Below are 23565 nucleotides of genomic sequence, written 5' to 3'. Positions count from 1 at the left end.
TGAAAACCAAAAACTAGGCGTGATGTGTGACATAGGATGTCGGCATGTCAACCAATGTGCCTGCCAATGACCGAACTCTCCATCCTCAGCCGCGCACGTCGCCGCTCGCGAAGCCGTTGCATCACGACGTCGATCTGCGGGGTCTGCTGATCGGCACGGCGTCGGCCGCCGGGCAGATCGAGGGCGGTGACGAGAACAACGACTGGTTCGATTGGGCCCGCGAGCCCGGCAACATCGCCGATGGTTCGACCCCGCTGCGCGCCACCGACCACTGGAACCGGTGGCGGGAGGACAACGAGCTCATGGCGTCGCTGGGTCTGCCCATCGCTCGCATCGGCGTGGAGTGGGCGCGTATCGAACCGCGGCCGGGGGAGTTCGACCATGCGGTGCTGGATCGCTACCGTGAGGAGATTGCCGACCTGCGGGACAAGGGGATTCGTCCGCTGGTGACGCTCCATCACTTCGTCAATCCGCTCTGGTTCGCTCGGCGCGGCGGCTTCACCTCCGATGAATCGCCGGCGGCTTTCCTGCGCTATGCGGAGACGACCGTGCGGGCGCTCGACGACCTCGTCGACGAGTGGATCACCGTCAACGAGCCGAACGTGTACGCCACCCAGGCGCACATGTTCCGCTCGGGCCCGCCGGGCAACCGCTCGTGGGGCGACACGATGGCCGTGCTGCGCAACATGGCGGTGTCCCACATCCGCGGTTACGAGGTCATCCACGGCATCCAGGGGGATCGGGCGAAGGTCGGCATCGCCCACCACGCACGGGCGTTCGCGCCGCGCAATCCGCGCAACCCCATCCACCGCGGCCTGGCGCGGATCAATCGGCATCTGTTCCAGGACATCGTCGCCGACGCGCATCTGGCGGGGAAGTTCCATCCGCTGCTGGGCGGGGCGAAGGTCGGCCGCGGGTTGCCGTCGGGCCGCCACCACGACTTCCTGGGCCTGAACTACTACTCGCGCACGGCCGTCGACAAGTTCGACGACGGCACCTTCGTCGGGGCTCCGGTCAACGACCTCGGGTGGGAAATCCACCCCGAGGGCCTGGTCGAATGCGCCCGCGACCTGAACGAGCGTTTCGGCGGACCGGTCTGGATCACCGAAAACGGCACCTGCGATCTCGGCGATCTGGAGCTGTCGGTCGGTGGCGTGGACGCGGGCGTCGAAAAGCCGAATCCGGCCGGGGACTACGCCAACCCGGACGCCGGGGCTGCCGACCGCAGGCTGGAGTCGTTCCGGCCGCGGTTCATCCTGGAGCACCTGCGGGCCATCGCCGAGTCGGACGTGCCCATCGAGCGCTGGTACCACTGGTGCTTCGTGGACAACTGGGAATGGGCCGACGGCGAAGAGCCGCGATTCGGCATCGTCCACCTGGACTACGAGACGCAGGAACGGACGATGAAGCCGTCGGGCCACCTGCTGGCCGAGCTGGCCCGCACCGGGCGGATCACCCCGGAGCTGCACCGGCGCTACACCGCAGGCCGTCGTTACCCCGTCGCGGACGAACACACCGACCCCAACGTGCGGGCGCAGCCGCCGGAGCCGGATGGGGTGCAGGGATGAGCTCCTCCGAACACGCCGGCTCCTCCGAACGCGCCATCTCCGACGTCGGGCGTTTCACCGCCGACCCCGCCCAGCGCACGCCGGTGACCACCGGCTGGATCGTGCGGTACGGCCTGCTGTACCTGGGGCAGAACATCTCGTGGGCAGCGCCGACGCAGCTGTTGTTGGCGCAGCAGATCCTCATCTGGCATCCGGGGGAGAAGGAGGAGAAGTTCGCGCTCCTCATGGCGGTCGGCGGGTTCTTCTCCATCATCGGGCATCCGCTGGCCGGGTGGTTGTCGGACCGCACGGACACGCGCTGGGGCCGCCGCGCCCCGTGGATCCTCTTCGGCGGGCTGGCGGCGGCCGGGTCGCTGGTGTTCCTGGGCGCCGCGCCGGGCTTCATGGCGTTGACCATCGGGTGGGCGGTGTTCCAGCTGGCCATCGCGGCGTCAATCAACGCGGCCCAGGCGGTGGCGCCGGATACGGTGCCGGACAATCAGTACGGCGTGGTCTCGGGTGTGCTGGGGCTGACGTACACCCTCGGCGTGGTGCTGGGCACCGTCGTGGCCACGGTGTTCGACCTGGGGCTGGCGTACATCGTCACCGCGGCGCTGCTGCTGGTGCTCATCGGCCAGTTCCTGCCGGGCTTCCGCGACGTGTCCCGGGTGCGGTCGCAGGCGGCCGCATCTCCGGTGCTTGACGACGCCGGCGGGGACGCTGACGCCGTGGTGCCCGCCGTCGCCGAGGTGCCCGGAGGGCTCTACCGCGACTTCACGTGGGTGTTCATCGCCCGGTTCCTGGTGACCACGGGCAACTCGGTCGCGTTGTTCTACCTGTTCTATTACCTGCGCGATCACATCGGCCACCCCGATCCGGATGCCGGCGTACTCGTCCTCACCGGCGCGTATGCCCTGTGCGTCATCGTCACCGCGATCCTGTCGGGCAAAGTGTCCGACAAGATGGGCAAGCGCCGGGTGTTCGTGGCGTTGTCGTCGATGGGCGTCGCCGGGGCCTGCGCGATCATGGCGTTCGCCGGGAGCTTCGCCATGGTCGTCGGCGCGGCGGTGCTGTTGGGTCTGTCGTGGGGCGTGTTCATGGCCGTCGATCAGGCCCTGATCAACCAGGTGCTGCCCAAGGCCGATGAGCGCGGGCGTGACGTGGGCGTCATGAACCTCGCCGTCGCCGGCCCGAACATGGCCGCCCCGGTGCTCGCCGCCTTCGCGTTGGCGAACCTCGGCGGGTACCCCGGCCTGTACGTTTTCGCGGGCGCGCTCACCGCCGTCGGTGCGGTGCTGGTGTACCGGGTGCGGTCCGTGCCCTGATCTCCGTGCGTTGAACAGCGTGCGGCCGGTGCCTTAATCTTCGTGCCTTGAACGGCGTGCGGTCGGCGTTACGGTTTGATACCGTTCGTTGCAGTCGATGAAAGGTGTTTATCCCCGTGCGCCCCACGAAGAAGTTGTCCCCCGCCGCATTCGGCGCAGCGTCCCCCGCCGTCTCCTCTGTGGAGACCGGTGCCGAGGCCCGGTCCGCGAGCCGAGTCTCAGCGGCCCCGTCGTCCCGGACGTCCTTCGTCCGCAGGGCGTTGGCCCCGGTCACGGCGCTCGCGCTGGCGGGCACGTTGCTGTCGGTGCCGCAGGCGTCGGCCGGCGGCTCCGCCGGTCCGGCCGATCTCGGCGGGTTGGACTGGGGCGCGTGCCCGACCGCGGCGATGACCGCGCCGGGCACCGTGTGCGCGGACATCGACGTGCCACGTGATTATTCCGACCCGGAGGGCGCGACGATTTCCCTCACTGTCAGCCGGGTTCCGGCGACGGGGGAGCGCCGTGGCGTCATCGCAGGCAATCCGGGCGGCCCCGGCGGCGACGCGTTGGGAATGTTCTCCGACGAGGCCGTGAGGATGCCGACCGCCGTCCGGGAGCACTTCGACCTCATCGCCGTCGAGCCGCGCGGCCTGGCCTGGGGCACCCCGCTGAACTGCAACGTGGCGGACATCCCGATGACGGGTCTGCTCTCCGGGCAGGTCGGCGCGATGTACGCCTCCTGCGAAGCCAATGAACCGGGATACGCGGCGACCATCACCACGGAGAACACCGCTCGCGATCTCAACCATGTCCGCGACGTGCTCGGCCAGGACGTCATGCACCTCTACGGCCTGTCCTACGGCACGGATCTGATGAGCACGTACGCGACCCTGTTCCCGGACAAGACGGGCCGGATGGTGCTGGATTCCTCGGTCGATCCTGCCGACCGTTACTTTCGGCTCGGAGACTCGCGCGAGCCGTGGCGCCGCGAGGCTCTCAACGCGATGTTCCAGTGGATCGCCGACCGTGACGACGAGTACGGCCTGGGCACCACCGCCCTGCAGGTGTACGCGCGCTGGTCGCAGCGCATCAACGAGGAGGTTGGCGCGCCGGGTCAGGTCTACCCGCCGCCGACGCAGGTGGGCGACGTGCCCGCCGCCTTCGCCGACGACCCGGAGGCGTTCATGCAGCTGGCCGACGGCGTTCTGCCCGTCGCGTGGCGCAGCCATTCCTTCGCGGCGAACCTGATGCGCCCCGGCGCCGGCAATCAGTCGGTGCTGCTGCAGCAGACCTTCGCGGCGACGTACTCGGAGAGCATGTGGCCCGACATCGCCGACGCCGTGGTCACCGGCGAGGTGGAGACCCCCGAACTACCCGAGGGCGTGACCCCGGAAGACATGATGGCGCAGACCGAGGCGATGGGAACCATCGAGCGGGCGATCATCTGCAACGACAACGTCACCGCCGCCGACCCGTCCCGCATTCCCCGCACGTACCTCGACCAGTTCACCGGCGGCGACATCTTCCGCCTCAACGCCGATGCGCTGTCGTCGGGGCAGCTATGCCTCGGCTGGCCGGGGCAGGGCGCTGCCGTGGAACTCAGCGGCGACGCCCTCGAGTCGAAGCCGCTGCTGCTCCACTACGACCGCGATGCGGCGGTGACCGGCACGGGCGGCCGCGCGATGCAGGCGGTCATGGGCGGCGAGCTCATCGAGCTGCCGGGCCACGGCCACGGCGTGCTCGTCGCCCACAACGACGCCGACGAGATCGCCAACGTCGTCGCCGCCCACTACTTGGGCTGACCGGTCATGCCGGGCTGACCGGTCCGAGATTGGGCCGGCTACTTGCCCTTCGCCTCGTGGCCTTTCTGCCACTCGCGCACGTCGTCGGAGTTCCGCGGGTTCAGCCCGTGGAGCTTCGCCGCCGGCACCGGCGCTTTGCCACGGCCCGCATAGCTGGTGAACGTGCCGCGCGCGGTACCGGTGAACTCCGCGCATTCGGCGACGGTCCACAGCTCGACGCCGGTGTCCTTGTCGATGATGCGAGGATTCATGCCGCCGGGACTAGTTGTGCGTGACGACGGCAAAAGACCCGACATGACAGTGCCACCGACTTGTTACCGACGCTGTATGAAACCGTGACGCGCGCACGCGGTCGTGACATGCCTGTGACGGATTTCGGGACGGATCCCGTCAAAAAGAAGAACACCCTCCGACGCTGGCCGGAGGGTGCTTTCACATGGAGGGGATGACGGGAATCGAACCCGCGTCTTCAGCTTGGAAGGCTGAGGTATTAGCCACTATACGACATCCCCATAGACAGAAATCCGGTTTAGATGCGCACTCGCCTCAACCAGACCGTGTCTTGGTACAAGGCATATTAACTCGTTAAAGCGCACATACAAAAATCGATGCCAGGTTTTTCTCGAAGGATTTAAAGAAAAGTGGCTGTGGCCGGGAAAAACAGAAAATGAAACTAAAGCAATATGGGGTATATGAAACAGGCGTATAGCCGTTGATTACACTGTCACACGACTCAACAAAGGGGCAGTCGTTTTAGGCGGCTTCTTTGGGGAGTCGGCCGACGAATGGAGTGTTTGCAGTAAACGAGGCCGCCAAAAGCAGTGCCGAGGTGATGCAAACGCCCTGTGATATGCATGGTTTTCATGAAACCGGTAGTAGTTGGCAGGTTGGCTCTCGATGGCGTCGTAAAGCGTTTTCAGACAGAGCATTAGCCTGGTTGAACGCGTGGTTTTGTGATTTCATTAATCGTCAGGTAAATCTATACGGGTCCGTTGTGGAAACGCGATTTCGCGCCTATGAGGGCCCCGGTGCAGATGCTCCAAAGGGGTTTCTGCTAGGTTTCGAATGACGCATACGGGGTATGGCGCAGCTTGGTAGCGCGTCCGCTTTGGGAGCGGAAGGCCGTGGGTTCAAATCCCGCTACCCCGACCAGTATCACGGGCACTCCCGTGGTCTATGAATTAATCATCGAGTTGCAGGAGAGTGCACCAGTGAAGTCTTCCGTTGAGAAGCTCAATGAGACCCGAGTGAAGATTACCGTCGAGGTCCCGTTTGACGAGCTGAAGCCAGAGTTCGACAATGCCTACAAGGCACTGGCTCAGCAGGTCCAGATTCCGGGCTTCCGTAAGGGCAAGGCACCGGCAAAGCTGATTGAGGCCCGCTTCGGCCGCGGCCCAATCCTGGAGCAGGTGCTCAACGACATGGTTCCGTCCCGCTACGACGAGGTCGTTCGCGAGGAGGAGCTGAAGGTTATCGGTCAGCCTGAGGTTGACATCACCAAGCTGGAAGACGGCGAGCTCGTTGAGTTCACCGCTGAGGTCGACGTCCGTCCGGAGATTGAGCTGCCGAAGTTCGAGGACATCGCAGTTGAGGTTGATCCGCTGGTCGCCGACGACGAAGCTGTTGAGGCTGAGCTGCAGAACCTGCTCGCTCGTTTCGGCACCCTGACCGGCGTCGAGCGTGCAGTCGAAAAGGACGACTTCGTCTCCATCGACCTGTCCGCCACCATCGACGGCGAAGAGCTGGAAGAGGCCTCCACCGAGGGCCTGTCCTACCAGGTCGGCTCCGATGACCTGATTGACGGCCTGGATGACGCTGTTGTCGGCCTGTCCCAGGGCGAGTCCAAGGAGTTCACCACCAAGCTGGTTGCTGGCGAGCACGAGGGCGAGGACGCTCAGGTCACCGTTACCGTTCAGTCCGTCAAGGTCCGCGAGCTGCCGGAAGCTGACGACGACTTCGCTCAGATGGCTTCCGAGTTCGACACCATCGACGAGCTGAAGGAAGATTTGGCTCGCCAGGTTGAGAACACCAAGAAGGGTGAGCAGGCTCAGCAGGTTCGCGACAAGGTTCTGGCTGCCGCTATGGAGCAGACCACCATCGCTCTGCCGGAGGGTGTTGTCAAGGAGCAGGTCGAGGGCCAGCTGCAGCAGCTGCTGGGTCAGTTCGGCGGCGACGAGAAGGTTCTGAACTCCATGCTGGAGGCACAGGGCACCACCCGTGAGCAGTTCGACGAGGACTCCAAGAAGTCCGCTGAGGAAGCTGTCCGCACCCAGCTGTTCCTGGACGCACTGGCTGAAGAGATCCAGCCGGATGTTTCTCAGCAGGAACTCACCGACCACATCCTGTTCACTGCTCAGTCTTACGGCATGGACCCGAACCAGTTCATCCAGCAGATTCAGCAGTCCGGCCAGCTCGGCAACCTGTTCGCAGACGTTCGCCGCGGCAAGGCTCTGGCTACCTCGATCCTGAAGGCTTCCGCCAAGGACACCGAGGGCAACGAAATCGACCTGAACGAGTACTTCGGTGAGGTCGAGCCGGAGGCTGAGAAGGCTGAGTCCGACAAGGCTGAGGACACCTCCGCTGAGTAAGCCCCGCAATTAGCGCGGCGCGTTCGACATGACGCAACGCTTATAGCGAACAAGGGCCGTTCCCGAAACAAAGGGGCGGCCCTTTTCGTTACCCTCTAATGAACGACAAAACTCGCACACGTACGAAAAAGGAGTACACCGATGAGCGATAACGCCCAGATGTCGACGAACACGGTTTTCGACAAGCTGCTCAAGGAGCGCATTATTTGGCTGGGTGAGCAGGTCGACGACGAGATTGCCAACAAGCTCTGCGGTCAGATGCTGCTCCTGGCAGCTGAGGACCCAGAGGCGGATATCTCGCTGTACATCAACTCCCCGGGTGGCTCCGTCACCGCCGGCATGGCCATTTACGACACCATGCAGTTCGTTCCGTGCGACGTGGCTACCTACGGCATGGGCTTGGCAGCTTCCATGGGCCAGTTCCTGCTCGCCGCAGGTGCTAAGGGCAAGCGTTACGCGCTGCCGCACGCCCGCATTATGATGCACCAGCCATCTGCAGGTATCGGCGGAACCGCATCCGACATCACCATTCAGGCTGAGCAGTTCGCTGCCACCAAGAAGGAGATGGCTCGCCTGATTGCGCAGCACACCGGTCAGCCGGTCGAGCGCATTGAGGAAGACTCAGACCGCGACCGCTGGTTCACCGCGGCTGAGGCTAAGGAATACGGCCTGGTTGACCACGTCGTAACCGCCCTCAAGGACACCGCACGCTAAAAGCGGACAGTAGCGAATAATTAGAGGCGATTTAATCAACATGGAGATGAACAATATGCAGATGCCGCAGTCGCGCTACGTGCTTCCTTCTTTCGTGGAGCACTCCAGCTTTGGTGCTAAGGAATCCAACCCATACAACAAGCTCTTCGAAGAGCGCATTATCTTCCTCGGCTCCCAGGTCGACGACACCGCCGCTAACGACATCATGGCGCAGCTGCTGGTGCTCGAGGGGCTGGACCCGGATCGTGACATCACGATGTACATCAACTCCCCAGGTGGCTCCTTCACGTCGCTGATGGCCATCTACGACACGATGCAGTACGTGCGTCCCGACGTGCAGACGGTGTGCCTGGGCCAGGCTGCTTCCGCGGCAGCCGTCCTGCTCGCTGCGGGTGCACCGGGTAAGCGTGCAGCTCTGCCGAATGCGCGCGTGCTCATTCACCAGCCGGCCACCCAGGGTATCCAGGGCCAGGTTTCCGACCTGGAGATTCAGGCGAACGAGATCGAGCGCATGCGCAAGCTGATGGAGGAGACTCTGGCTCGCCACTCCGGTCGCACTGCAGAGCAGATCCGCAAGGACACCGATCGTGACAAGATCCTGACCGCCGAAGAGGCCGTCGAGTACGGCATCATCGACCAGGTCTTCGAGTACCGCAAGCACAACGCTTAAAAGGGGACATAGTCTCTCTGGAGTGCTGCGCACTGGCCGTCGTAAAGCGCTAAGCGAGATTGCGTGAAATTCGCCTCGCCCTGGCGTGGAAGCCGGTAATTGCGCACACTCACGGTAGGCTGGTCTGAAGCAATTATTGGCAACGAAGCGGAAAGGCGGCGGCGGGAGCCTCATGGCGCGTATGCAAGAAAGTGCGGATTTGCTGAAGTGCTCTTTCTGTGGAAAGAGTCAGAAGCAGGTCAAGAAGCTGATTGCCGGACCTGGTGTGTACATCTGTAATGAGTGCATCGAGCTCTGCAACGAGATCATCGAAGAGGAGCTCAACACCGGCGGCGAGGCAACTGGCAACGACGACCGCCTGCCGCGGCCGATGGAAATTCGAGACTTCCTCGATGAGTACGTCATCGGCCAGGACATGGCTAAGCGCACCCTAGCGGTAGCGGTCTACAACCACTACAAGCGCCTTCGTGCTGCGGAGACCAAGTCGGACAACGACGTCGAGCTGCAGAAGTCGAACATCCTCTTGCTGGGGCCGACTGGCTGCGGCAAGACGTACCTCGCGCAGACACTGGCTCGCAAGCTGGATGTGCCGTTCGCGATTGCTGACGCCACCAGCCTGACCGAGGCCGGCTATGTCGGTGAGGACGTGGAGAACATCCTGCTGAAGCTGCTGCAGGCGACTGATTTCGACGTCGAGAAGGCACAGCGCGGCATCATTTACGTCGATGAGATTGACAAGATTTCGCGCAAGTCCGAGAACACTTCCATCACTCGCGATGTCTCCGGTGAAGGTGTGCAGCAGGCGCTGCTGAAGATTCTCGAGGGAACCGTAGCCGCCGTGCCCCCGCAGGGTGGGCGCAAGCTGCCGAACCAGGAGTTCATTCAGTTCGACACTTCCAACGTCCTGTTCATCGTCGCCGGTGCGTTTGCCGGTCTGGAAAAGGTCGTTCAGGAGCGAGTCGGCAAGAAGGGCCTGGGCTTCGGAGCAGATGTCACCTCGGCTAACGACGAGGACATGAAGGATCCATTCCGCGACGTGCTGCCGGAGGACCTCGTTCGATTCGGCCTGATTCCCGAGTTCATTGGCCGCCTGCCCGTTATCGCATCGGTCACCAACCTCGATGAGGACGCGCTGGTTCGCGTACTCACCGAGCCCAAGAACTCCCTGGTCCGCCAATACCAGCACCTGTTCGACATGGATGGTGTGCGCCTCACCATCGACGACGAGGCACTGCGCGCCATTGCTGCCAAGGCGATTAGCCGCAATACCGGCGCCCGTGGTCTGCGCGGCATCATGGAAGAAATCTTGGTTCCCGTGATGTTCGACGTACCAGAGCGTGACGACGTTGCGGAGGTCATTGTCCACAAGGAATGCATCACGGACGGTGCAGCGCCAGAACTCGTTGAACGCAGCGCGGACAAGAAGACTGCGTAAAGGTAGCTGAAAACCCGGTTAGAGCGCCTGCTCTAACCGGGTTTTGATGTCTGTGGGGAGCCCTAGTCGTCCATGCCGTAGATGTCGCGGTAATCCGGGGCATCATCAGCAGCCAAGTCCTGAGTCTCTGGGTTGGGCTGATCGCCATAGACCTCTGCGCCAAGCGCGGACGAGTTCGCGCCATGGGAGGCCAGCAAGGAAGTGTACGAGCTTCCCGGTTCGTTGCGAGGCGAGGATGTCAACAGGCTGGTCACGGTGTCCTGTGCGAACTCACGCAGCTTGTCCGACAGCACCGTCGACTGCATTTCAATGCCGTAGAGGTTTTCAAAAGTCCGTTGGTGCAGGGTGGGGAAGGTGGCCAGTGAGAGCACGAGAATATAAAGATCAAGTGCGGAAATGTCAGTGCGGAATGCACCGTAATCGCGGCCGAGCAACAAGATGCGGTCAAACTCCAAAACAATTGGGCTCTGACCACCAAGCCCAGTCACGCCTTCTAGCGGCAGGACCGGATGTAGGTTTTCCTGGATGATGAACCGCACGGCGAGCGGGTTCGCCGAGAAGTAGTCATAGATAACACCGACCACATGCTGCAGGGCTTCCACCGGCACATTGGAGTGCGGGCGCAGGTCGTCGTCGTCAGGCCTTACGGTCTCCAGCACATGTGCCCACGTCGCCCTGTAGAGTCCCAACTTGTCACCACAGTGGTAGTGAAGCATGCGCTTGGAGACACCAGAGGCGGCAGCAATGGCATCCAAACGGGCATCTGCATACCCCTTTGCGGTGAATTCTTGAAGTGCTGCCACCAAGACTGCATGGGGGATTGCATCAGAGGAGCCTGGAGACTTCATGAAAATCCTTTGCTTGGACTAGAGAGAGACTAAGGGGTTTTGGCTATCTAACGGGGGTGAAATTGGTCAGTCGCGGACTTCTTTCTAGTGAAATGAGTACACGACCGTAAGTCATGCCTAATGCTATCCGTTTTTCAGAAATGGCCTGAGCGCATCGCCCCCGTCTGCGCCAATTCTGTAGTCGCATTAGAGTGGGCAGCGAATTGATTCTCTCTCGAGAAAGGCCTGAAGTGAACAAGACTCCCGTAAAGGTTGCAGTTACCGGCGCCGCCGGACAGATCGCTTACTCCCTGCTCTTCCGCATTGCCAGCGGTTCGGTTTTCGGCCCTGAGACCCCGGTTGAGTTGAACCTGCTGGAGATCACTCCGGCGCTGCACGCCACCGAAGGCGTCGCCATGGAGCTGTTTGACTCCGCCTTCCCGCTTCTGACTGGCATCAACATCACCGATGATCCGGCAAAGGCATTCGACGGTGCCAACGCCGCCTTCCTGGTCGGTGCAAAGCCGCGCGGCAAGGGCGAGGAGCGCTCCGCACTGCTGGGCGCCAACGGCAAGATCTTCGGCCCGCAGGGTGCTGCACTGAATGATCACGCAGCAGACGACATCAAGGTTCTGGTTGTCGGCAACCCGGCCAACACCAACACCATGATTGCCGCATCCCACGCTAAGGACATCCCGGCAGAGCGCTTCACCGCCATGATGCGCCTGGACCACAACCGTTCCCTGTCTCAGCTGTCGGAAAAGATTGGTGTTCCGACCACTGAGATCAAGAACATGATTGTCTGGGGTAACCACTCCGCAGACCAGTTCCCGGACATCACCTACGCCACCATTGCAGGCGAGAAGGTCTCCGACAAGGTGGACGCTGCGTGGGTCGAGCAGGACTTCATTCCGCGTGTCGCCAAGCGTGGCGCAGAAATCATCGAGGTCCGTGGTTCCTCCTCCGCAGCTTCCGCTGCCGCAGCCGCAGTTGACCACATGCGTGACTGGGTCACGGGTACCCCAGAGGGCGAGTGGGTCTCTGTCGCCCTTCCGTCCGATGGCTCCTACGGCATCGACGAGGGCCTGGTCGCTGGTGTTCCGTGCTACGCCAAGGACGGCGAGTGGGTTCGCGTTGAGGGCCTGGATCTCTCCGAGGTTCAGCGCGCTGGCATCGAGCGCAACGTCAAGGCACTGCGCGAAGAGCGCGAGGCTGTTAAGGACCTGCTGGTCTAAGAGCTGTTCAACGGCCGTTTAGAGGCGCTCTCTTGTGATGATTTCACAAGAGAGCGTTTTTATTTTGCGCGGTAATCGCGGTTTGGCTCGGAGCGGGAGAAAGGCTTGAATTAGGCGGTGTATAAGTCGCTGATGGCAGATATGGGTGGGGCGCAAGGGCCGTCGTAAAGCCCCTGGAAAACCAAATCCGGGCAAGGCGCTAAGATGTGACGCGTGACTGAGAACAACGTGGACCTAAACAGAGCAGATAAGTTGCCCAAGTCGTGGAACCCGGCTGACGTGGAGTCGGACCTGTACCAGGGCTGGGTAGACGCTGGCTATTTCGAGGCTGATCCGTCTAGCTCCAAGCCGGCTTACTCTATTGTGCTGCCCCCGCCGAATGTGACGGGTCAGCTGCACATGGGCCACGCACTGGACCACACTTTGATGGATGCGCTGGTGCGCCGTAAGCGCATGCAGGGCTACGAGGTGCTGTGGCTGCCGGGTATGGACCACGCGGGTATCGCAACGCAGACCAAGGTCGAGGCGATGCTGAAGGAGTCCGAAGGTAAGGACCGCTTCGATTACGGCCGCGAGGAATTCGTGGAGAAGGTCTGGGAGTGGAAGCACGATTACGGCGGACGTATCGGCAACCAGATGCGCCAGATTGGTGACTCCCTGGATTGGTCACGTGAGCGCTTCACTCTGGACGAGGGCCTGTCCCGTGCGGTTCAGACGATTTTTAAGGAACTGTTTGACCGCGGCCTGATTTACCGCGCCAAGCGCATGGTCAACTGGTCGCCAGTGCTGCAGACTGCAATCTCGGATATTGAGGTCAAGTACGAGGACGCTGAAGGCGAGCTCGTGTCTTTCCGCTACGGCGATGGGGAGGACTCCATTGTTGTGGCGACGACTCGTGTGGAGACGATGCTGGGTGACGTGGCAATTGCCGTGCACCCGGAGGATGAGCGCTACACGCACCTGGTGGGCAAGGTTCTGGACCACCCGTTCCGCGAGGACCTGAAGATTCAGGTCATCGCCGATGACTACGTGGACCGCGAGTTCGGTACCGGCGCGGTGAAGATCACGCCGGCGCACGATCCGAATGACTTCGCTATGGGCCAGCGCCACGACCTGGATATGCCGGAGGTCATCGACACCACTGGCCGTATCTTCAACACTGGCACGCGTTTCGACGGCATGGATCGTGCAGAGGCCCGTACTGCGCTGACGGAGGCGCTGCGTGAGCAGGGACGCATTGTCAAGGAGATTCGCCCGTATGTTCACTCGGTTGGTCACTCGGAGCGCTCGGGTGAGCCGATTGAGCCGCTGCTGAGCTTGCAGTGGTTCGTTAAGGTCGATGAGCTGGCCAAGATGTCCGGCGATGCTGTTCGCGAGGGCGACACGGTTATTCACCCGGCTTCGCAGGAGCCGCGCTGGTTCGACTGGGTCGATGACATGCACGACTGGTGTATTTCCCGTCAGCTGTGGTGGGGCCACCGCATCCCGATCTGGTACGGCCCGAATGGCGAGGTCGTCTGTGTCGGCCCGGATGATGAGGTCCCGACGGGCGACGGCTGGACGCAGGATCCGGATGTGCTGGATACCTGGTTCTCCTCTGCGCTGTGGCCGTTTTCCACGATGGGTTGGCCGGACGCCACCCCAGAGCTGGAGAAGTTCTACCCGACATCCGTGCTGGTCACCGGCTACGACATTCTGTTCTTCTGGGTCGCGCGCATGATGATGTTCTCGACCTTTGCTGCCACCCTGCCTGATTCACCGCTGGGCAAGGGTCGCGACGGTCGTCCGCAGGTGCCGTTCAAGGATGTCTTCCTGCACGGTCTGGTCCGCGATGAGCAGGGTCGCAAGATGTCGAAGTCTCTCGGCAACGGCATTGACCCGCTGGACTGGGTGCGTGATTACGGTGCGGACGCACTTCGCTTCACGCTGGCTCGTGGCGCTAACCCGGGCTCTGACCTGCCGGTCGGTAACGACGCCGCACAGAGCTCCCGTAACTTCGCTACCAAGCTGTTCAACGCCACCCGCTTTGCACTGATGAACGGTGCCCACGTGGGCGAGCTGCCGGACCGTGACCAGCTCACCGACACCGACCGCTGGATCTTGGACCGCCTGGAACAGGTCCGCGCCGAAGTCGACTCTGCGCTGGATAAGTACGAGTTCTCCAAGGCCAACGAGGCCCTCTACCACTTCGCATGGGACGAGGTCTGTGACTGGTACCTGGAGATGACCAAGGTTGACTTCCCACGCCTGAATGACGGCGAGACCATGACCGAGGAGCAGGCCGCCCGAGCCGCCTCCACTCGTCTGGTTCTAGGCCGCGTGCTGGATACGCTACTGCGTCTGCTACACCCGTCCATGCCGTTCGTCACGGAGACGCTGTGGAAGGCGCTTACCGACGGCGCGGAGGGCTTCGAGGACTCTCTGGTTATTTCCGCCTGGCCGGATGCAACCATGACCACCGACGGCGCTGCTGTTGATGAGGTTGCCGCACGTCGTATTGCCGATGCCCAGAAGTTGGTCACCGAGCTGCGTCGTTTCCGCAATGACCAGGGTGTGAAGCCGTCGCAGCGCGTGCCGGCACGCATGAACCTGGCGGATGCTGATCTGACTGCTCAGGAAGAGATGATTCGTTCGCTGGCTCGTGCTGAGGCACCGGAGGACGGCTTCACCGCTACCGCTTCCATTGAGGTGCGCCTGTCTCAGGCCACGGTCCTGATCGAGCTGGATACCTCCGGCACCGTCGACGTGGCCGCTGAACGCAAGCGCCTGGAAAAAGACCTGGCCAAGGCCGAGAAGGAACTGGCCGGCACCGAAAAGAAGCTCGGCAACGAGGCCTTCTTGTCCAAGGCTCCGGAGCAGGTCGTGGAGAAGATCAAGACTCGCCACCAGTTCGCACTGGAGGAAATTGACCGCATTAAGGCTCGTTTGGAGGGACTTCCGCAGGCATGACCGAACCACGGGATATCGAACCTCGGGGTGCTGAATCACACGATGAGATTGCAGGGGAGATTCGTTTGAATCTTGGTGGCGGCGACGATTCGGTGACGCAGGAAGAGTCTGCGCTGCGAGAGGAGTCCACTGCAGCGCCTGAGTTCGAATTCGATCCGGCTGACTCCCAGATCGTCGAGGACCTCGAACCTCGCGAAATCGCCGGTGTGATGGCTGATGACCGCATGCCCGATGACATGCGCCTCGGTGAGGTCTCCGTGTCCGAGGAAGGCCTGAGCCTGCCGGTGGATGTGGATCGCCCAGTCAATGAGCCGGCTCCGCTGGAGGCCACCGCCGAGGAGCTGCGCGAGCTCGCAGAGGTGGAAGCCGAGCTGGATCAGCGCTGGCCGGAGACCAAGATTGACCCGTCGCTCGAGCGAATCGAGATGCTGATGGACATCCTTGGCCATCCTGAGCGTGCCACTCCGGTCATTCACGTTGCCGGCACGAATGGCAAGACTTCCACTGTGCGCATGATTGAGTCGCTGGTGCGCGCTCTCGGTCGTCGCACCGGCCGCACCACCAGTCCGCATCTGCAGCTGGTTACCGAGCGCATCGCCATCGATGGCCAGCCCATTCATCCACGCGATTACGTGCGCATCTGGCGCGAGATTCAGCCCTACGTGGAAATGGTTGACGCCAAGTCCGCCGAAAAGGGCGGCCCGCAGATGAGTAAGTTCGAGGTCCTCACGGCCATGGCCTACGCTGCCTTCACCGACGCTCCTGTCGATGTCGCCGTGGTGGAAGTCGGCATGGGTGGCACATGGGATGCGACCAACGTGGTGGAGGCCGACGTGGCAGTCATCTGCCCAATCGGTCTCGATCACACGGAGTACCTCGGCGATACCCTGGCTGAAATCGCTTCTGAGAAGGCCGGCATCATCAAGTCGCGGTGGAACAAGGACGACTTGCTCACGCCACCGGACAATGTCGCCATTGTCGGCGAGCAAGAGCCGGAAGCAATGGACGTCGTTTTGCGACGTGCCGTGGAAATGGACGCCTCCGTCGCCCGCGCTGGAGTTGAGTACGGCGTCGTCAGTCATCAGCTGGCGGTCGGCGGGCAGAACCTGACGCTCAAGGGCCTGGCCGGCGAGTATGACGACATCCATCTGCCGCTGCACGGTCCGCATCAGGCGCGTAACGCAGCCACAGCACTGGCTGCGGTGGAGGCGTTCTTCGGCGCAGGTCCGGGGCGTCCGCTCAACATTGATGCGGTTCGCGAAGGCTTTGCGACGGTCGCATCGCCCGGCCGCCTGGAGCGCGTGCGTTCGACCCCGACGGTGTTTATCGATGCCGCCCACAATCCTCACGGTGCCCGTGCGCTACGCACGGCGCTCTCCGCTGAGTTCGACTTCCGCCGTGTCATTGGTGTGCTGTCGGTGTTGGGGGAGAAGGACGCTCGTGGGCTGCTGGTGGAGCTGGAGCCGTACTTCGAAGAAGTGGTAATCACCCAGAACACCTCGCCGCGTGCGCTGCACTACGACGACCTGGCTGACCTTGCGGAGGAGATTTTCGGCGAGGAGCGCGTGCATCGCGTGCCAACTCTGCCGTCCGCCGTTGAGCTAGCTGTCGCGCTGGCTGAGGAAACCGACACCGGTGACGGTATTGTCTCTGGTTCCGGTGTGATTGTCACTGGATCTGTTGTTACCGCGGGCGAGGCCCGGACACTATTTGGAAAGGACCCGCAATGAGCGAATCTCAGGCGAGCCAGCCACAGGGCAATGGCGCGGAGGATTACACCGCTGCCGACCGCGAGGCCCTGCGCGCCTACCGCGAGGGGCGTGACCTGAGTGAGGGTGGCAAGTATGGTCCGCTCGGTGCGGGACACGATCCGGCTAAGGACCCGCTGAAGGGTCTGCGCGGTGTTATGTCCGGCACGCTGATCATGCAGGCTATCTCGGTGCTGCTTGGTCTGACTGTGGTCACGCGCATTCCCGACGGTCAGATTAACCAGACCTTCTCGGTTACGTACATCACCATCCTGGGCTTGGCTCTGATTGCGATGGCCTTCCTGCAGAAGCAGCCTTGGGCACTGAAGGCGAACATTGTGCTGCAGGTCTTTGGTGTGCTGGCTATCTTCACGCACGTGTCTATGGGCGTGGTGGGTATTTTCTTCGCCCTGGTGTGGGCCTACATTCTGCATCTGCGGAAGAACCTCCTCCAGCGTATGGAGCGCGGTCTGTTGACCACCCAGCACTCGTAAGTCTCCCGCGCTCGTAGTCGCGACTTTCACCCCGCTGCACCACCACTCCGGTGCAGCGGGGTTTGTCATAGTATGATGCTCACCATGACTGAACGTACTCTTATTCTGATCAAGCCGGACGGCGTTTCCCGCGGTCTGGTCGGCGAAGTTATCTCCCGCATCGAGCGCAAGGGCCTGAAGCTGGTCGCGCTTGACCTCCGTGTTGCTGACGAGGCAACTGCGAAGGAGCACTACGCAGAGCACGTCGATAAGCCGTTCTTTGGTGAGCTGGTTGATTTCATCACCTCTGCACCGCTGGTCGCTGGTGTTATCGAGGGCCCGAACGCAATCGCTGCGTGGCGTCAGCTCGCTGGCGGCACCAACCCGGTTGAGGCCGCAACTCCGGGCTCCATCCGCGGTGACTTCGCACTTGAGGTTGCTAACAACGTTGTTCACGGTTCCGATTCTCCGGAGTCCGCTGAGCGCGAGATTGGTATTTGGTTCCCGAACCTCTAAACGTTGACGGTTCAGCATTGACCCGTGAGCGTTGAACTGGCGCCGAACTGAGCAAGCAATTGTTTGCCGGTTCGGCGCTTTTTGCTTGTCGACGACCGTGGGGCGGCCCTTCAGCGGGCTGCACGTGTGAATGCGGGCACGGGCTGCAAATGTGAAACTGTAGGAGTTTATGACACTTTCCGGCAATTTTTCAGGCCATTTCTGTCATAAACGCAGTCAGTAACTCGGATTGGCCCGCCGCCACCAATGTCGGTGCGCGCCACCTGCTCGATATGTGCGACAATGGACAGCAGCAGTAGTGCCCGGGAGTTCGCTCCGGCGGATGAAATATGCCGCATGTGATCGCTGAATCCCCGAGTCAGCCGGTAGGCCTGCCAATAAGACTTTCATAATTGTTCATCGTTTTCGGCCCTCTATCTGCGCATTTGGCGCAAATGAAGTGGCTGTCGCAACATCGTTGCTCCGCCTGGTTTCCAAGGCCACAACGGATGTAGGCGCACATGGAATGACAAAGAGTGTGCTTCCTGTTGTCGGGTTTTGCGTGGTGGGGTGTCAAGGAGAAACAAATACAGTGGCAAATTTCAGCCAGGATGTTGTCGCTAAGGCACGCGAATTTGATCGTGAGTCAGCGGCTCTGAAAACCCGAGTCCACCACCTGGCCAAGAGCTTGGGGTTGACCTCGAAGGAAACCATCGAAGCACTGGGGCACGCGGGGATCGTCGTAAAGTCCGCTGCGTCCACCATTAATCAAAATCAGCTCGACGCAGTGCTGAATTTCATCGGTGATCATCCAGAGGATGCCTCGCTTGACGACGGATCCGCTGCGACCAAGCCAACCGGCGAAAAGCCAGCCGCGAAGGAAAAACAGTCGGCAGGTAAGCCGAACGCGGCAGATGAGAAGTCGGACGAGCAAACTGCAGCTAAGTCCGAGAAGAAGCCAGCTGCGAAGAAGAGCGGCAAGAAGTCGGCTGCGAAGAAGGCCACAAAGAAGGCTGCGCCGAAGGCAGCCAAGAGCGAAGCGGAGTCGGACGCAGCGCCTGCCGAGGAAGTGACCGAGAAGAAGGACACCAAGAAGGCCTCGGCTAGAAAATCCTCGGCAAAGCAGAGCGCAGAGAAGCAGGCTGAAGAGAAGCAGAGCGCAGAGAAGAAGAGCACGACTAAGAAGCGGGCAACACGTAAGCGGGCTGTGAAGAAGACCGCTGGCGCTCCGGAAGAAACCGCAGCGAAGGACGAGCCGAAGGACTCGAACTCGGTCGTCGAGGAAGCTGTTGAGGCTGTCGTTCAGTCGTCGTCGAAGAAGGCGTCCGATAAGAAGGCTGCCGACAAAAAGGCTTCCGACACCGTAGCCGAGACCGCTGAGAAAACCTCCGCTGAGGAAGCTTCCGCCGAAGCACCTGCTGCAAAGAGCGCTGCAGTGACCACACGTCGTGGTCGCCGAGTTCGCCGTGCGGTCCGCACGACCAGCGCTCCAGCAGCAGAGGAAATTCAGGAAGCGCAAGAGCCGCAGAAAACGCAAGAGCCGCAGGATACGCAGGCAACTCAGAGCGAAGCCCTGCAGGACATCGAGCCGCCGGTAGTTCCGGAGCCGCCGGTTGCGGAAGAGCAGACCGCGTTTGCGCCTATCTTCCTGGCTCCGCAGGCTGTTCCGCCCTCGGCCAAGGATTCGGCCACCGAGGATGTAGCTTCAGCTGACAGCGGTGCCTCCAACCAGGGCACCGATGACAACGCGGGGGAGGGGCAGGACGGCTCGTCGTCAAGCGAAACGGAGCGTCAACCGCGCCCGCGTCGTCGCCGTCGTGGACGTGGGCGTCGTAATGATGACGCGCAACAGGCGGAGAAGACCACCGAAAACACAGAGCGCGAGGAAGAGGAAACCCGCGAAGAGTTCGAGGAACCGCAGGCGATTAAGGGATCGACTCGCCTGGAGGCGCAGCGACGTCGCCGTATCGAGCGTCGTGAGGAATCGCGCAAGCGCCATGTAATCTCGGAGGCGGAATTCCTGGCTCGTCGTGAGTCGGTGGAGCGCACGATGGTGGTGCGTGAGCGCAAGCGCCATGACCACGCGGGCATTGTCACTGAGGTGGGTGTGCTGGAAGATGACCTGCTGGTCGAGCACTTCGTTACCTCTGACACGCAGACCACGCAGATCGGCAATATCTACCTCGGTCGCGTGCAGAACGTCCTGCCCAGCATGGAAGCGGCGTTCATCGATATCGGAACCGACCGCAACGGTGTCATTTACGTAGGTGACCTGAACTGGAAGCTGCTGGGCACGAAGTCGCGTTCGCGCAAGATTGAACATGCGCTGAAGGCCGGCGACCAGATTTTGGTCCAGGTGTCCAAGGACCCGATTGGTCACAAGGGTGCGCGTCTGACCACCCACATTTCGATGGCTGGTCGATTCCTGGTGTACGTGCCGGGCGGCCGGAGCGCGGGTATTTCCCGCAAGCTGCCGGAGCCGGAGCGCAAGCGCCTGAAGTCGATTCTGAGCGAGGTTACGCCGGAGGGCTCGGGCACGATTATCCGTACCGCAGCCGAGGGTGTGTCCAAGGAGGCCATCGAGGCCGACATCAAGCGCTTGGAGTCGCAGTGGCAGGAGATCTGGGAAGCCTCCGAGGCAGCGAAGGCGAAGCGTGGAGCAAAGCCGATTGCGCTGTACGAAGAGCCAGACATGCTGGTCAAGGTCGTCCGCGACGTCTTCAACGAGGACTTCTCGCGTCTCGTGGTGGAGGGCGATCGCCCGTGGAACACAGTGACGGACTACATCGGCGACCTCGCGCCGGAGCTGGAGCCGCGACTGCAGCGCTACTTCGCCAAGGAGCACGGTGGCGCCGATGTCTTCGAGCACTTCCGCATCGATGAGCAGCTGGCCAAGGCACTCGACCGCAAGGTCTGGCTGCCCTCGGGCGGCACGCTGGTCATCGACCGCACTGAGGCCATGACGGTCATCGACGTCAACACCGGTAAGTTCACCGGCGCTGGCGGAAACCTGGAAGAGACGGTCACTCGCAACAACCTGGAGGCCGCTGAGGAAATCGTCCGCCAGATGCGTCTGCGGGATCTGGGCGGCATGATTGTCGTCGACTTCATCGACATGGTGCTGCCGGAAAACCAGGATTTGGTGCTGCGCCGTCTGAAGGAGGCTCTCGGCCGCGACCGCTCGCGTCACGAGGTCTCCGAGGTCACATCGCTCGGCCTCGTCCAGATGACGCGCAAGCGTCTGGGCACAGGCCTGCTGGAGACCTTCTCCACGCCGTGTAGCTGCTGCAATGGCCGCGGTCTGATTATCCACATCGATCCGGTCGAGCAGGACAATCAGGGCCGTGGCCACAAGAATGGCCGTCGCAACGACGAGCAGGGCAAGTCCAAGCGCCGCAACAAGTCGCGCTCGGAGCACAATCCGGCCAACCACCCGGCCGCGCTGGCCATGCACCGCGATCAGGGCGACCAGGCAGGCTCTTCCAAGGCAACGCGTGACGACGACGCGGAGACCAACCAGCGCGATAAGGACGCAGCCGACAAGCGTGTCGCAGCTGCTGTCGAAGCTGTCATTGTCTCTTCTGAGAACGATGAGCCGAAGCCGCCGCGTCGTCGCCGGGTTCGTAAGAGCCAGGGCCGAAACGATGAGCAGCGACAGAACGGCCGTGGCCGTCAGGAGCGCCGCGAGCGTACTGAGCAATCGGAGAACTCCGATGACCTGGCTGCTCTGGCTGCCGCAGCTGTTGCGGAAGCCCGTGAGAAGGACCCAGAGGAGCCGTCGGATGACCGTTACATGCCGCAGGAGGGGCAGCGCCGCCGCCGTCGGGCTACGCGTCGCAGGGTAGCGGAGCATGTTGCCGTTGATTCGGCTGCACGCGACGCTGATGACCGCGACGAAGAATATGGTGATCGTCGCAAGCGTTCGGAGCGCCCGACCCGTGCTGAGCGTGCCGAGCGCACCGATAACGGTGGCTCCGGTGGAGGCCGTGGCGAGGCTGAACGCTCCAGCAGCGCTAGCGCTCGACGTCGCCGTCGTCGCGCTGTGCGTCGTACTGCTGTGGATGAAACCACTGCGCCTCAGGCTGAGTCTCAGGCAGCTTCCACCACAGATGTGAGGGAGCCAGCCAAGGATGGCAAGAGCGGCAACGCTAACAAGACCGGTAAGGCTGTGGCCGAGGAGTCCCAGACCTATGAGGAGGCGAAGGAGGCGTTCGAGCGTTCTCCACGCCGTCGTCGTCCGACGCGCGGTAACTCCCGCTCGGATCGCGCACCGCGTCGCGAGGACTTCGAGTCCACTAAGCCAAAGGCGGACGCTGAAGGCAGCAAGGGTGGAGATCGTGCGAAAGACAACCGCGATGACAGCAACCGCAGCGCCAACCGCAGTGGCGGTGGACGCCGCTCGGGCAAGTCACGGGTTGAGGTCGTAGCAGTCCAGGGTACGGGAGCTCGCCGTAATCGCCGTCGGGCGGTGCGCAGGGTCTCGTCGCAAAGCGATGCCGAAGCGACTGCGCCGAAGCAGCGACAGGGCGCTTCAAACCGCGCTACTAAGCCAGAGCAGAAGCAGGCTAATCGCGGTGCTGCGGCGCCGGAGACGAAACCGGCCAATCGTCGTCGCCGCGTGCGTCGTGCGGTGCGCCGAAGTGGCCAGAACTAGGTAGCGGAAATCTGGAATAAGGCCAGATAGGAGACTATTTTCCGTTCCCTAAAGCAGGGAGTGGAAAGTGGCTTCGGAAACTGCCCGGGAAGACCGTGAAAACCGATGGGGGACAGGGTCTTACTCGGGCAGTTTGTAATTTAGGGGGATTTTTCGCTACTCTTGACCAGTCGCTGATTAGTAGGCGTATCTGGTCATGCCCACTGGTGCTTGAGGCGCTGGTGGTAAGGAAACGGCCAGAGCGGGGAAATCTACTCGGATTTGGCTTTCGGGTATGTCCCTGAAGTGTTCTGCACACGCAACTAATCGCAATTCCATTGTCCAGTCAAGGAATTACAAAGATTCCTTGAGTCGAGTTTCTCAGATAAAGGGGTAGCCCTCCTATGTACGCGATCGTCAAGACCGGCGGCAAGCAGTACAAGGTTGCCGAAGGTGACCTCGTCAAGGTCGAGAAGATCGAGGGTGAGCCGGGTTCGTCCGTGGCTCTCACCCCGGTTCTGCTCGTCGATGGCGCAGATGTCATTGCGGATGCCGACAAGCTTGCCAACGTTACCGTTAACGCAGAGATCGTTGAGGCCGCTAAGGGCCCGAAGATCCGCGGCATGCACTACAAGAACAAGACTGGCTACAAGCGCCGCTACGGCCACCGTCAGCCGCTCACTGTTCTGAAGATCACCGGCGTCTCCAAGTAAACCGCCGAAATTCCATTTAGCTTTTCCCTAGGAGAAAATCATGGCTACTAAGAAGGGTGCATCCAGCACCAGCAACGGCCGCGACTCCGAAGCTAAGCGCCTCGGCGTGAAGCGCTTCGGCGGCCAGCAGGTTAAGGCAGGCGAGATTCTCGTTCGTCAGCGCGGTACCTCGTTCCACCCGGGTGAGAACGTTGGCCGTGGCGGCGACGACACTCTCTTCGCTCTGAAGGCAGGCGCAGTCGAGTTCGGTACCCGCCGTAACCGCCGCATTGTCAGCATCGTTGAGAATAACTCCTAGGAACAACCCTCGGTTGTCCACATAGGATTACTGCAACGTTGAATTTGAGGCAGGTTTAACTGCCTTGCTGAAGAGCCGATTCCTTTCCCACTGCGAAAGGTAATCGGCTCTTTTGTTGTTTATGTACTGTTTCG

At 61.8% G+C, this 23565-nt stretch carries 17 protein-coding genes and 2 tRNA genes; 16 read left to right on the top strand and 3 right to left on the bottom strand.

Going from position 1 to position 23565, the window contains the following annotated elements; genetic code table 11:
* Positions 1-44: 44 nt before the first annotated feature.
* The 3 genes from HMPREF3130_RS05615 (at position 45) to HMPREF3130_RS05605 (ending at position 4653) form a co-directional block, all read left to right on the top strand.
* A complete protein-coding gene (locus tag HMPREF3130_RS05615; RefSeq protein ID WP_049170990.1) occupies positions 45-1568 on the top strand; it encodes a glycoside hydrolase family 1 protein in 1524 nt (507 codons plus the stop codon).
* On the top strand, positions 1565-2872 hold the full coding sequence (locus HMPREF3130_RS05610; protein ID WP_016422298.1) for an MFS transporter: 1308 nt from the start codon (positions 1565-1567) through the stop codon (positions 2870-2872). The genes HMPREF3130_RS05615 and HMPREF3130_RS05610 overlap by 4 nt, the downstream gene beginning before the upstream one ends.
* A 260-nt stretch (positions 2873-3132) precedes the next feature.
* Positions 3133-4653, top strand: a complete 1521-nt coding sequence (locus tag HMPREF3130_RS05605; RefSeq protein WP_126107929.1) for an alpha/beta fold hydrolase — start codon at positions 3133-3135, stop codon at positions 4651-4653.
* Positions 4654-4691: 38 nt separating this feature from the next.
* On the opposite strand, the gene HMPREF3130_RS05600 is transcribed toward HMPREF3130_RS05605, so the two are convergent.
* Together HMPREF3130_RS05600 and HMPREF3130_RS05595 are read right to left on the bottom strand one after the other, a co-directional pair.
* Positions 4692-4904: a hypothetical protein gene (locus tag HMPREF3130_RS05600; RefSeq protein ID WP_048735147.1), complete on the bottom strand. Its 213-nt coding sequence runs from the start codon at positions 4902-4904 to the stop codon at positions 4692-4694.
* Between the two features lie 186 nt (positions 4905-5090).
* Positions 5091-5165, bottom strand: a tRNA-Gly gene (locus tag HMPREF3130_RS05595).
* A 563-nt stretch (positions 5166-5728) separates the two neighbouring features.
* Here HMPREF3130_RS05595 and HMPREF3130_RS05590 point away from each other — a divergent pair.
* From HMPREF3130_RS05590 to clpX, 5 genes are all read left to right on the top strand, one after another.
* Positions 5729-5805, top strand: a tRNA-Pro gene (locus HMPREF3130_RS05590).
* Positions 5778-7241, top strand: coding sequence for a trigger factor (gene tig / locus HMPREF3130_RS05585; RefSeq protein WP_141737782.1), 1464 nt, complete (start codon positions 5778-5780; stop codon positions 7239-7241). The genes HMPREF3130_RS05590 and tig overlap by 28 nt, the downstream gene beginning before the upstream one ends.
* Positions 7242-7382: 141 nt before the next feature.
* Entirely contained in the window at positions 7383-7955 is a 573-nt protein-coding gene (locus tag HMPREF3130_RS05580; RefSeq protein WP_016422302.1) for an ATP-dependent Clp protease proteolytic subunit, read from the top strand.
* A 40-nt stretch (positions 7956-7995) separates the two neighbouring features.
* Positions 7996-8625: an ATP-dependent Clp protease proteolytic subunit gene (locus tag HMPREF3130_RS05575; protein ID WP_005511517.1), complete on the top strand. Its 630-nt coding sequence runs from the start codon at positions 7996-7998 to the stop codon at positions 8623-8625.
* Between the two features lie 172 nt (positions 8626-8797).
* Positions 8798-10060 (top strand): ATP-dependent Clp protease ATP-binding subunit ClpX, encoded by a 1263-nt coding sequence (clpX, locus tag HMPREF3130_RS05570; protein ID WP_049190865.1) that lies wholly within the window; start codon positions 8798-8800, stop codon positions 10058-10060.
* 62 nt (positions 10061-10122) lie between these two features.
* Here clpX and HMPREF3130_RS05565 read toward each other — a convergent pair whose 3' ends face one another.
* Positions 10123-10908 (bottom strand): TetR/AcrR family transcriptional regulator, encoded by a 786-nt coding sequence (locus tag HMPREF3130_RS05565; protein WP_049190863.1) that lies wholly within the window; start codon positions 10906-10908, stop codon positions 10123-10125.
* Positions 10909-11138: 230 nt separating this feature from the next.
* Here HMPREF3130_RS05565 and HMPREF3130_RS05560 point away from each other — a divergent pair, with 230 nt between their 5' ends.
* The 8 genes from HMPREF3130_RS05560 to rpmA all read left to right on the top strand — a co-directional run bounded on the left by HMPREF3130_RS05560 (position 11139) and on the right by rpmA (position 23431).
* The gene (locus HMPREF3130_RS05560) at positions 11139-12122 is read left to right on the top strand and encodes a malate dehydrogenase (RefSeq protein WP_016422306.1); all 984 of its coding nucleotides are present in this window, start codon (positions 11139-11141) and stop codon (positions 12120-12122) included.
* A 213-nt stretch (positions 12123-12335) separates the two neighbouring features.
* Positions 12336-15071, top strand: coding sequence for a valine--tRNA ligase (locus HMPREF3130_RS05555; RefSeq protein ID WP_049170997.1), 2736 nt, complete (start codon positions 12336-12338; stop codon positions 15069-15071).
* A gap of 209 nt (positions 15072-15280) precedes the next feature.
* Positions 15281-16801 carry a bifunctional tetrahydrofolate synthase/dihydrofolate synthase gene (locus HMPREF3130_RS05550; RefSeq protein WP_224783795.1) on the top strand — a complete coding sequence of 507 codons (1521 nt, stop codon included), beginning with the start codon at positions 15281-15283 and terminating at the stop codon, positions 16799-16801.
* On the top strand, positions 16798-17313 hold the full coding sequence (locus tag HMPREF3130_RS05545; RefSeq protein WP_049190860.1) for a DUF4233 domain-containing protein: 516 nt from the start codon (positions 16798-16800) through the stop codon (positions 17311-17313). The genes HMPREF3130_RS05550 and HMPREF3130_RS05545 overlap by 4 nt, the downstream gene beginning before the upstream one ends.
* 84 nt (positions 17314-17397) lie before the next feature.
* A complete protein-coding gene (gene ndk, locus HMPREF3130_RS05540) occupies positions 17398-17808 on the top strand; it encodes a nucleoside-diphosphate kinase (protein WP_038629458.1) in 411 nt (136 codons plus the stop codon).
* A 571-nt stretch (positions 17809-18379) separates the two neighbouring features.
* Positions 18380-22441, top strand: a complete 4062-nt coding sequence (locus tag HMPREF3130_RS05535; RefSeq protein WP_070429497.1) for a translation initiation factor IF-2 N-terminal domain-containing protein — start codon at positions 18380-18382, stop codon at positions 22439-22441.
* Between the two features lie 383 nt (positions 22442-22824).
* A complete protein-coding gene (gene rplU, locus HMPREF3130_RS05530) occupies positions 22825-23133 on the top strand; it encodes a 50S ribosomal protein L21 (protein WP_005511541.1) in 309 nt (102 codons plus the stop codon).
* Between the two features lie 40 nt (positions 23134-23173).
* On the top strand, positions 23174-23431 hold the full coding sequence (rpmA, locus tag HMPREF3130_RS05525) for a 50S ribosomal protein L27 (protein WP_016422312.1): 258 nt from the start codon (positions 23174-23176) through the stop codon (positions 23429-23431).
* Positions 23432-23565: the final 134 nt, after the last annotated feature.

The sequence above is a fragment of the Corynebacterium sp. HMSC14B06 genome (assembly GCF_001807075.1).
Classification (GTDB): domain Bacteria; phylum Actinomycetota; class Actinomycetes; order Mycobacteriales; family Mycobacteriaceae; genus Corynebacterium; species Corynebacterium jeikeium_D.
Note: the sequence above shows the minus strand (reverse complement) of the source record. Positions and strands in the feature narration are given on the sequence as shown.

Bases quoted from the DNA above. Each gene is read 5' to 3' on its own strand.
- rplU (WP_005511541.1), top strand. From the start codon at position 22,825: ATGTACGCGATCGTCAAGACCGGCGGCAAGCAGTACAAGGTTGCCGAA.
- HMPREF3130_RS05610 (WP_016422298.1), top strand. From the start codon at position 1,565: ATGAGCTCCTCCGAACACGCCGGCTCCTCCGAACGCGCCATCTCCGAC.
- HMPREF3130_RS05545 (WP_049190860.1), top strand. From the start codon at position 16,798: ATGAGCGAATCTCAGGCGAGCCAGCCACAGGGCAATGGCGCGGAGGAT.
- HMPREF3130_RS05600 (WP_048735147.1), bottom strand. From the start codon at position 4,904: ATGAATCCTCGCATCATCGACAAGGACACCGGCGTCGAGCTGTGGACC.
- HMPREF3130_RS05615 (WP_049170990.1), top strand. From the start codon at position 45: ATGTCAACCAATGTGCCTGCCAATGACCGAACTCTCCATCCTCAGCCG.
- HMPREF3130_RS05575 (WP_005511517.1), top strand. From the start codon at position 7,996: ATGGAGATGAACAATATGCAGATGCCGCAGTCGCGCTACGTGCTTCCT.
- clpX (WP_049190865.1), top strand. From the start codon at position 8,798: ATGGCGCGTATGCAAGAAAGTGCGGATTTGCTGAAGTGCTCTTTCTGT.
- rpmA (WP_016422312.1), top strand. From the start codon at position 23,174: ATGGCTACTAAGAAGGGTGCATCCAGCACCAGCAACGGCCGCGACTCC.
- HMPREF3130_RS05550 (WP_224783795.1), top strand. From the start codon at position 15,281: ATGGCTGATGACCGCATGCCCGATGACATGCGCCTCGGTGAGGTCTCC.
- ndk (WP_038629458.1), top strand. From the start codon at position 17,398: ATGACTGAACGTACTCTTATTCTGATCAAGCCGGACGGCGTTTCCCGC.
- HMPREF3130_RS05565 (WP_049190863.1), bottom strand. From the start codon at position 10,908: ATGAAGTCTCCAGGCTCCTCTGATGCAATCCCCCATGCAGTCTTGGTG.
- HMPREF3130_RS05580 (WP_016422302.1), top strand. From the start codon at position 7,383: ATGAGCGATAACGCCCAGATGTCGACGAACACGGTTTTCGACAAGCTG.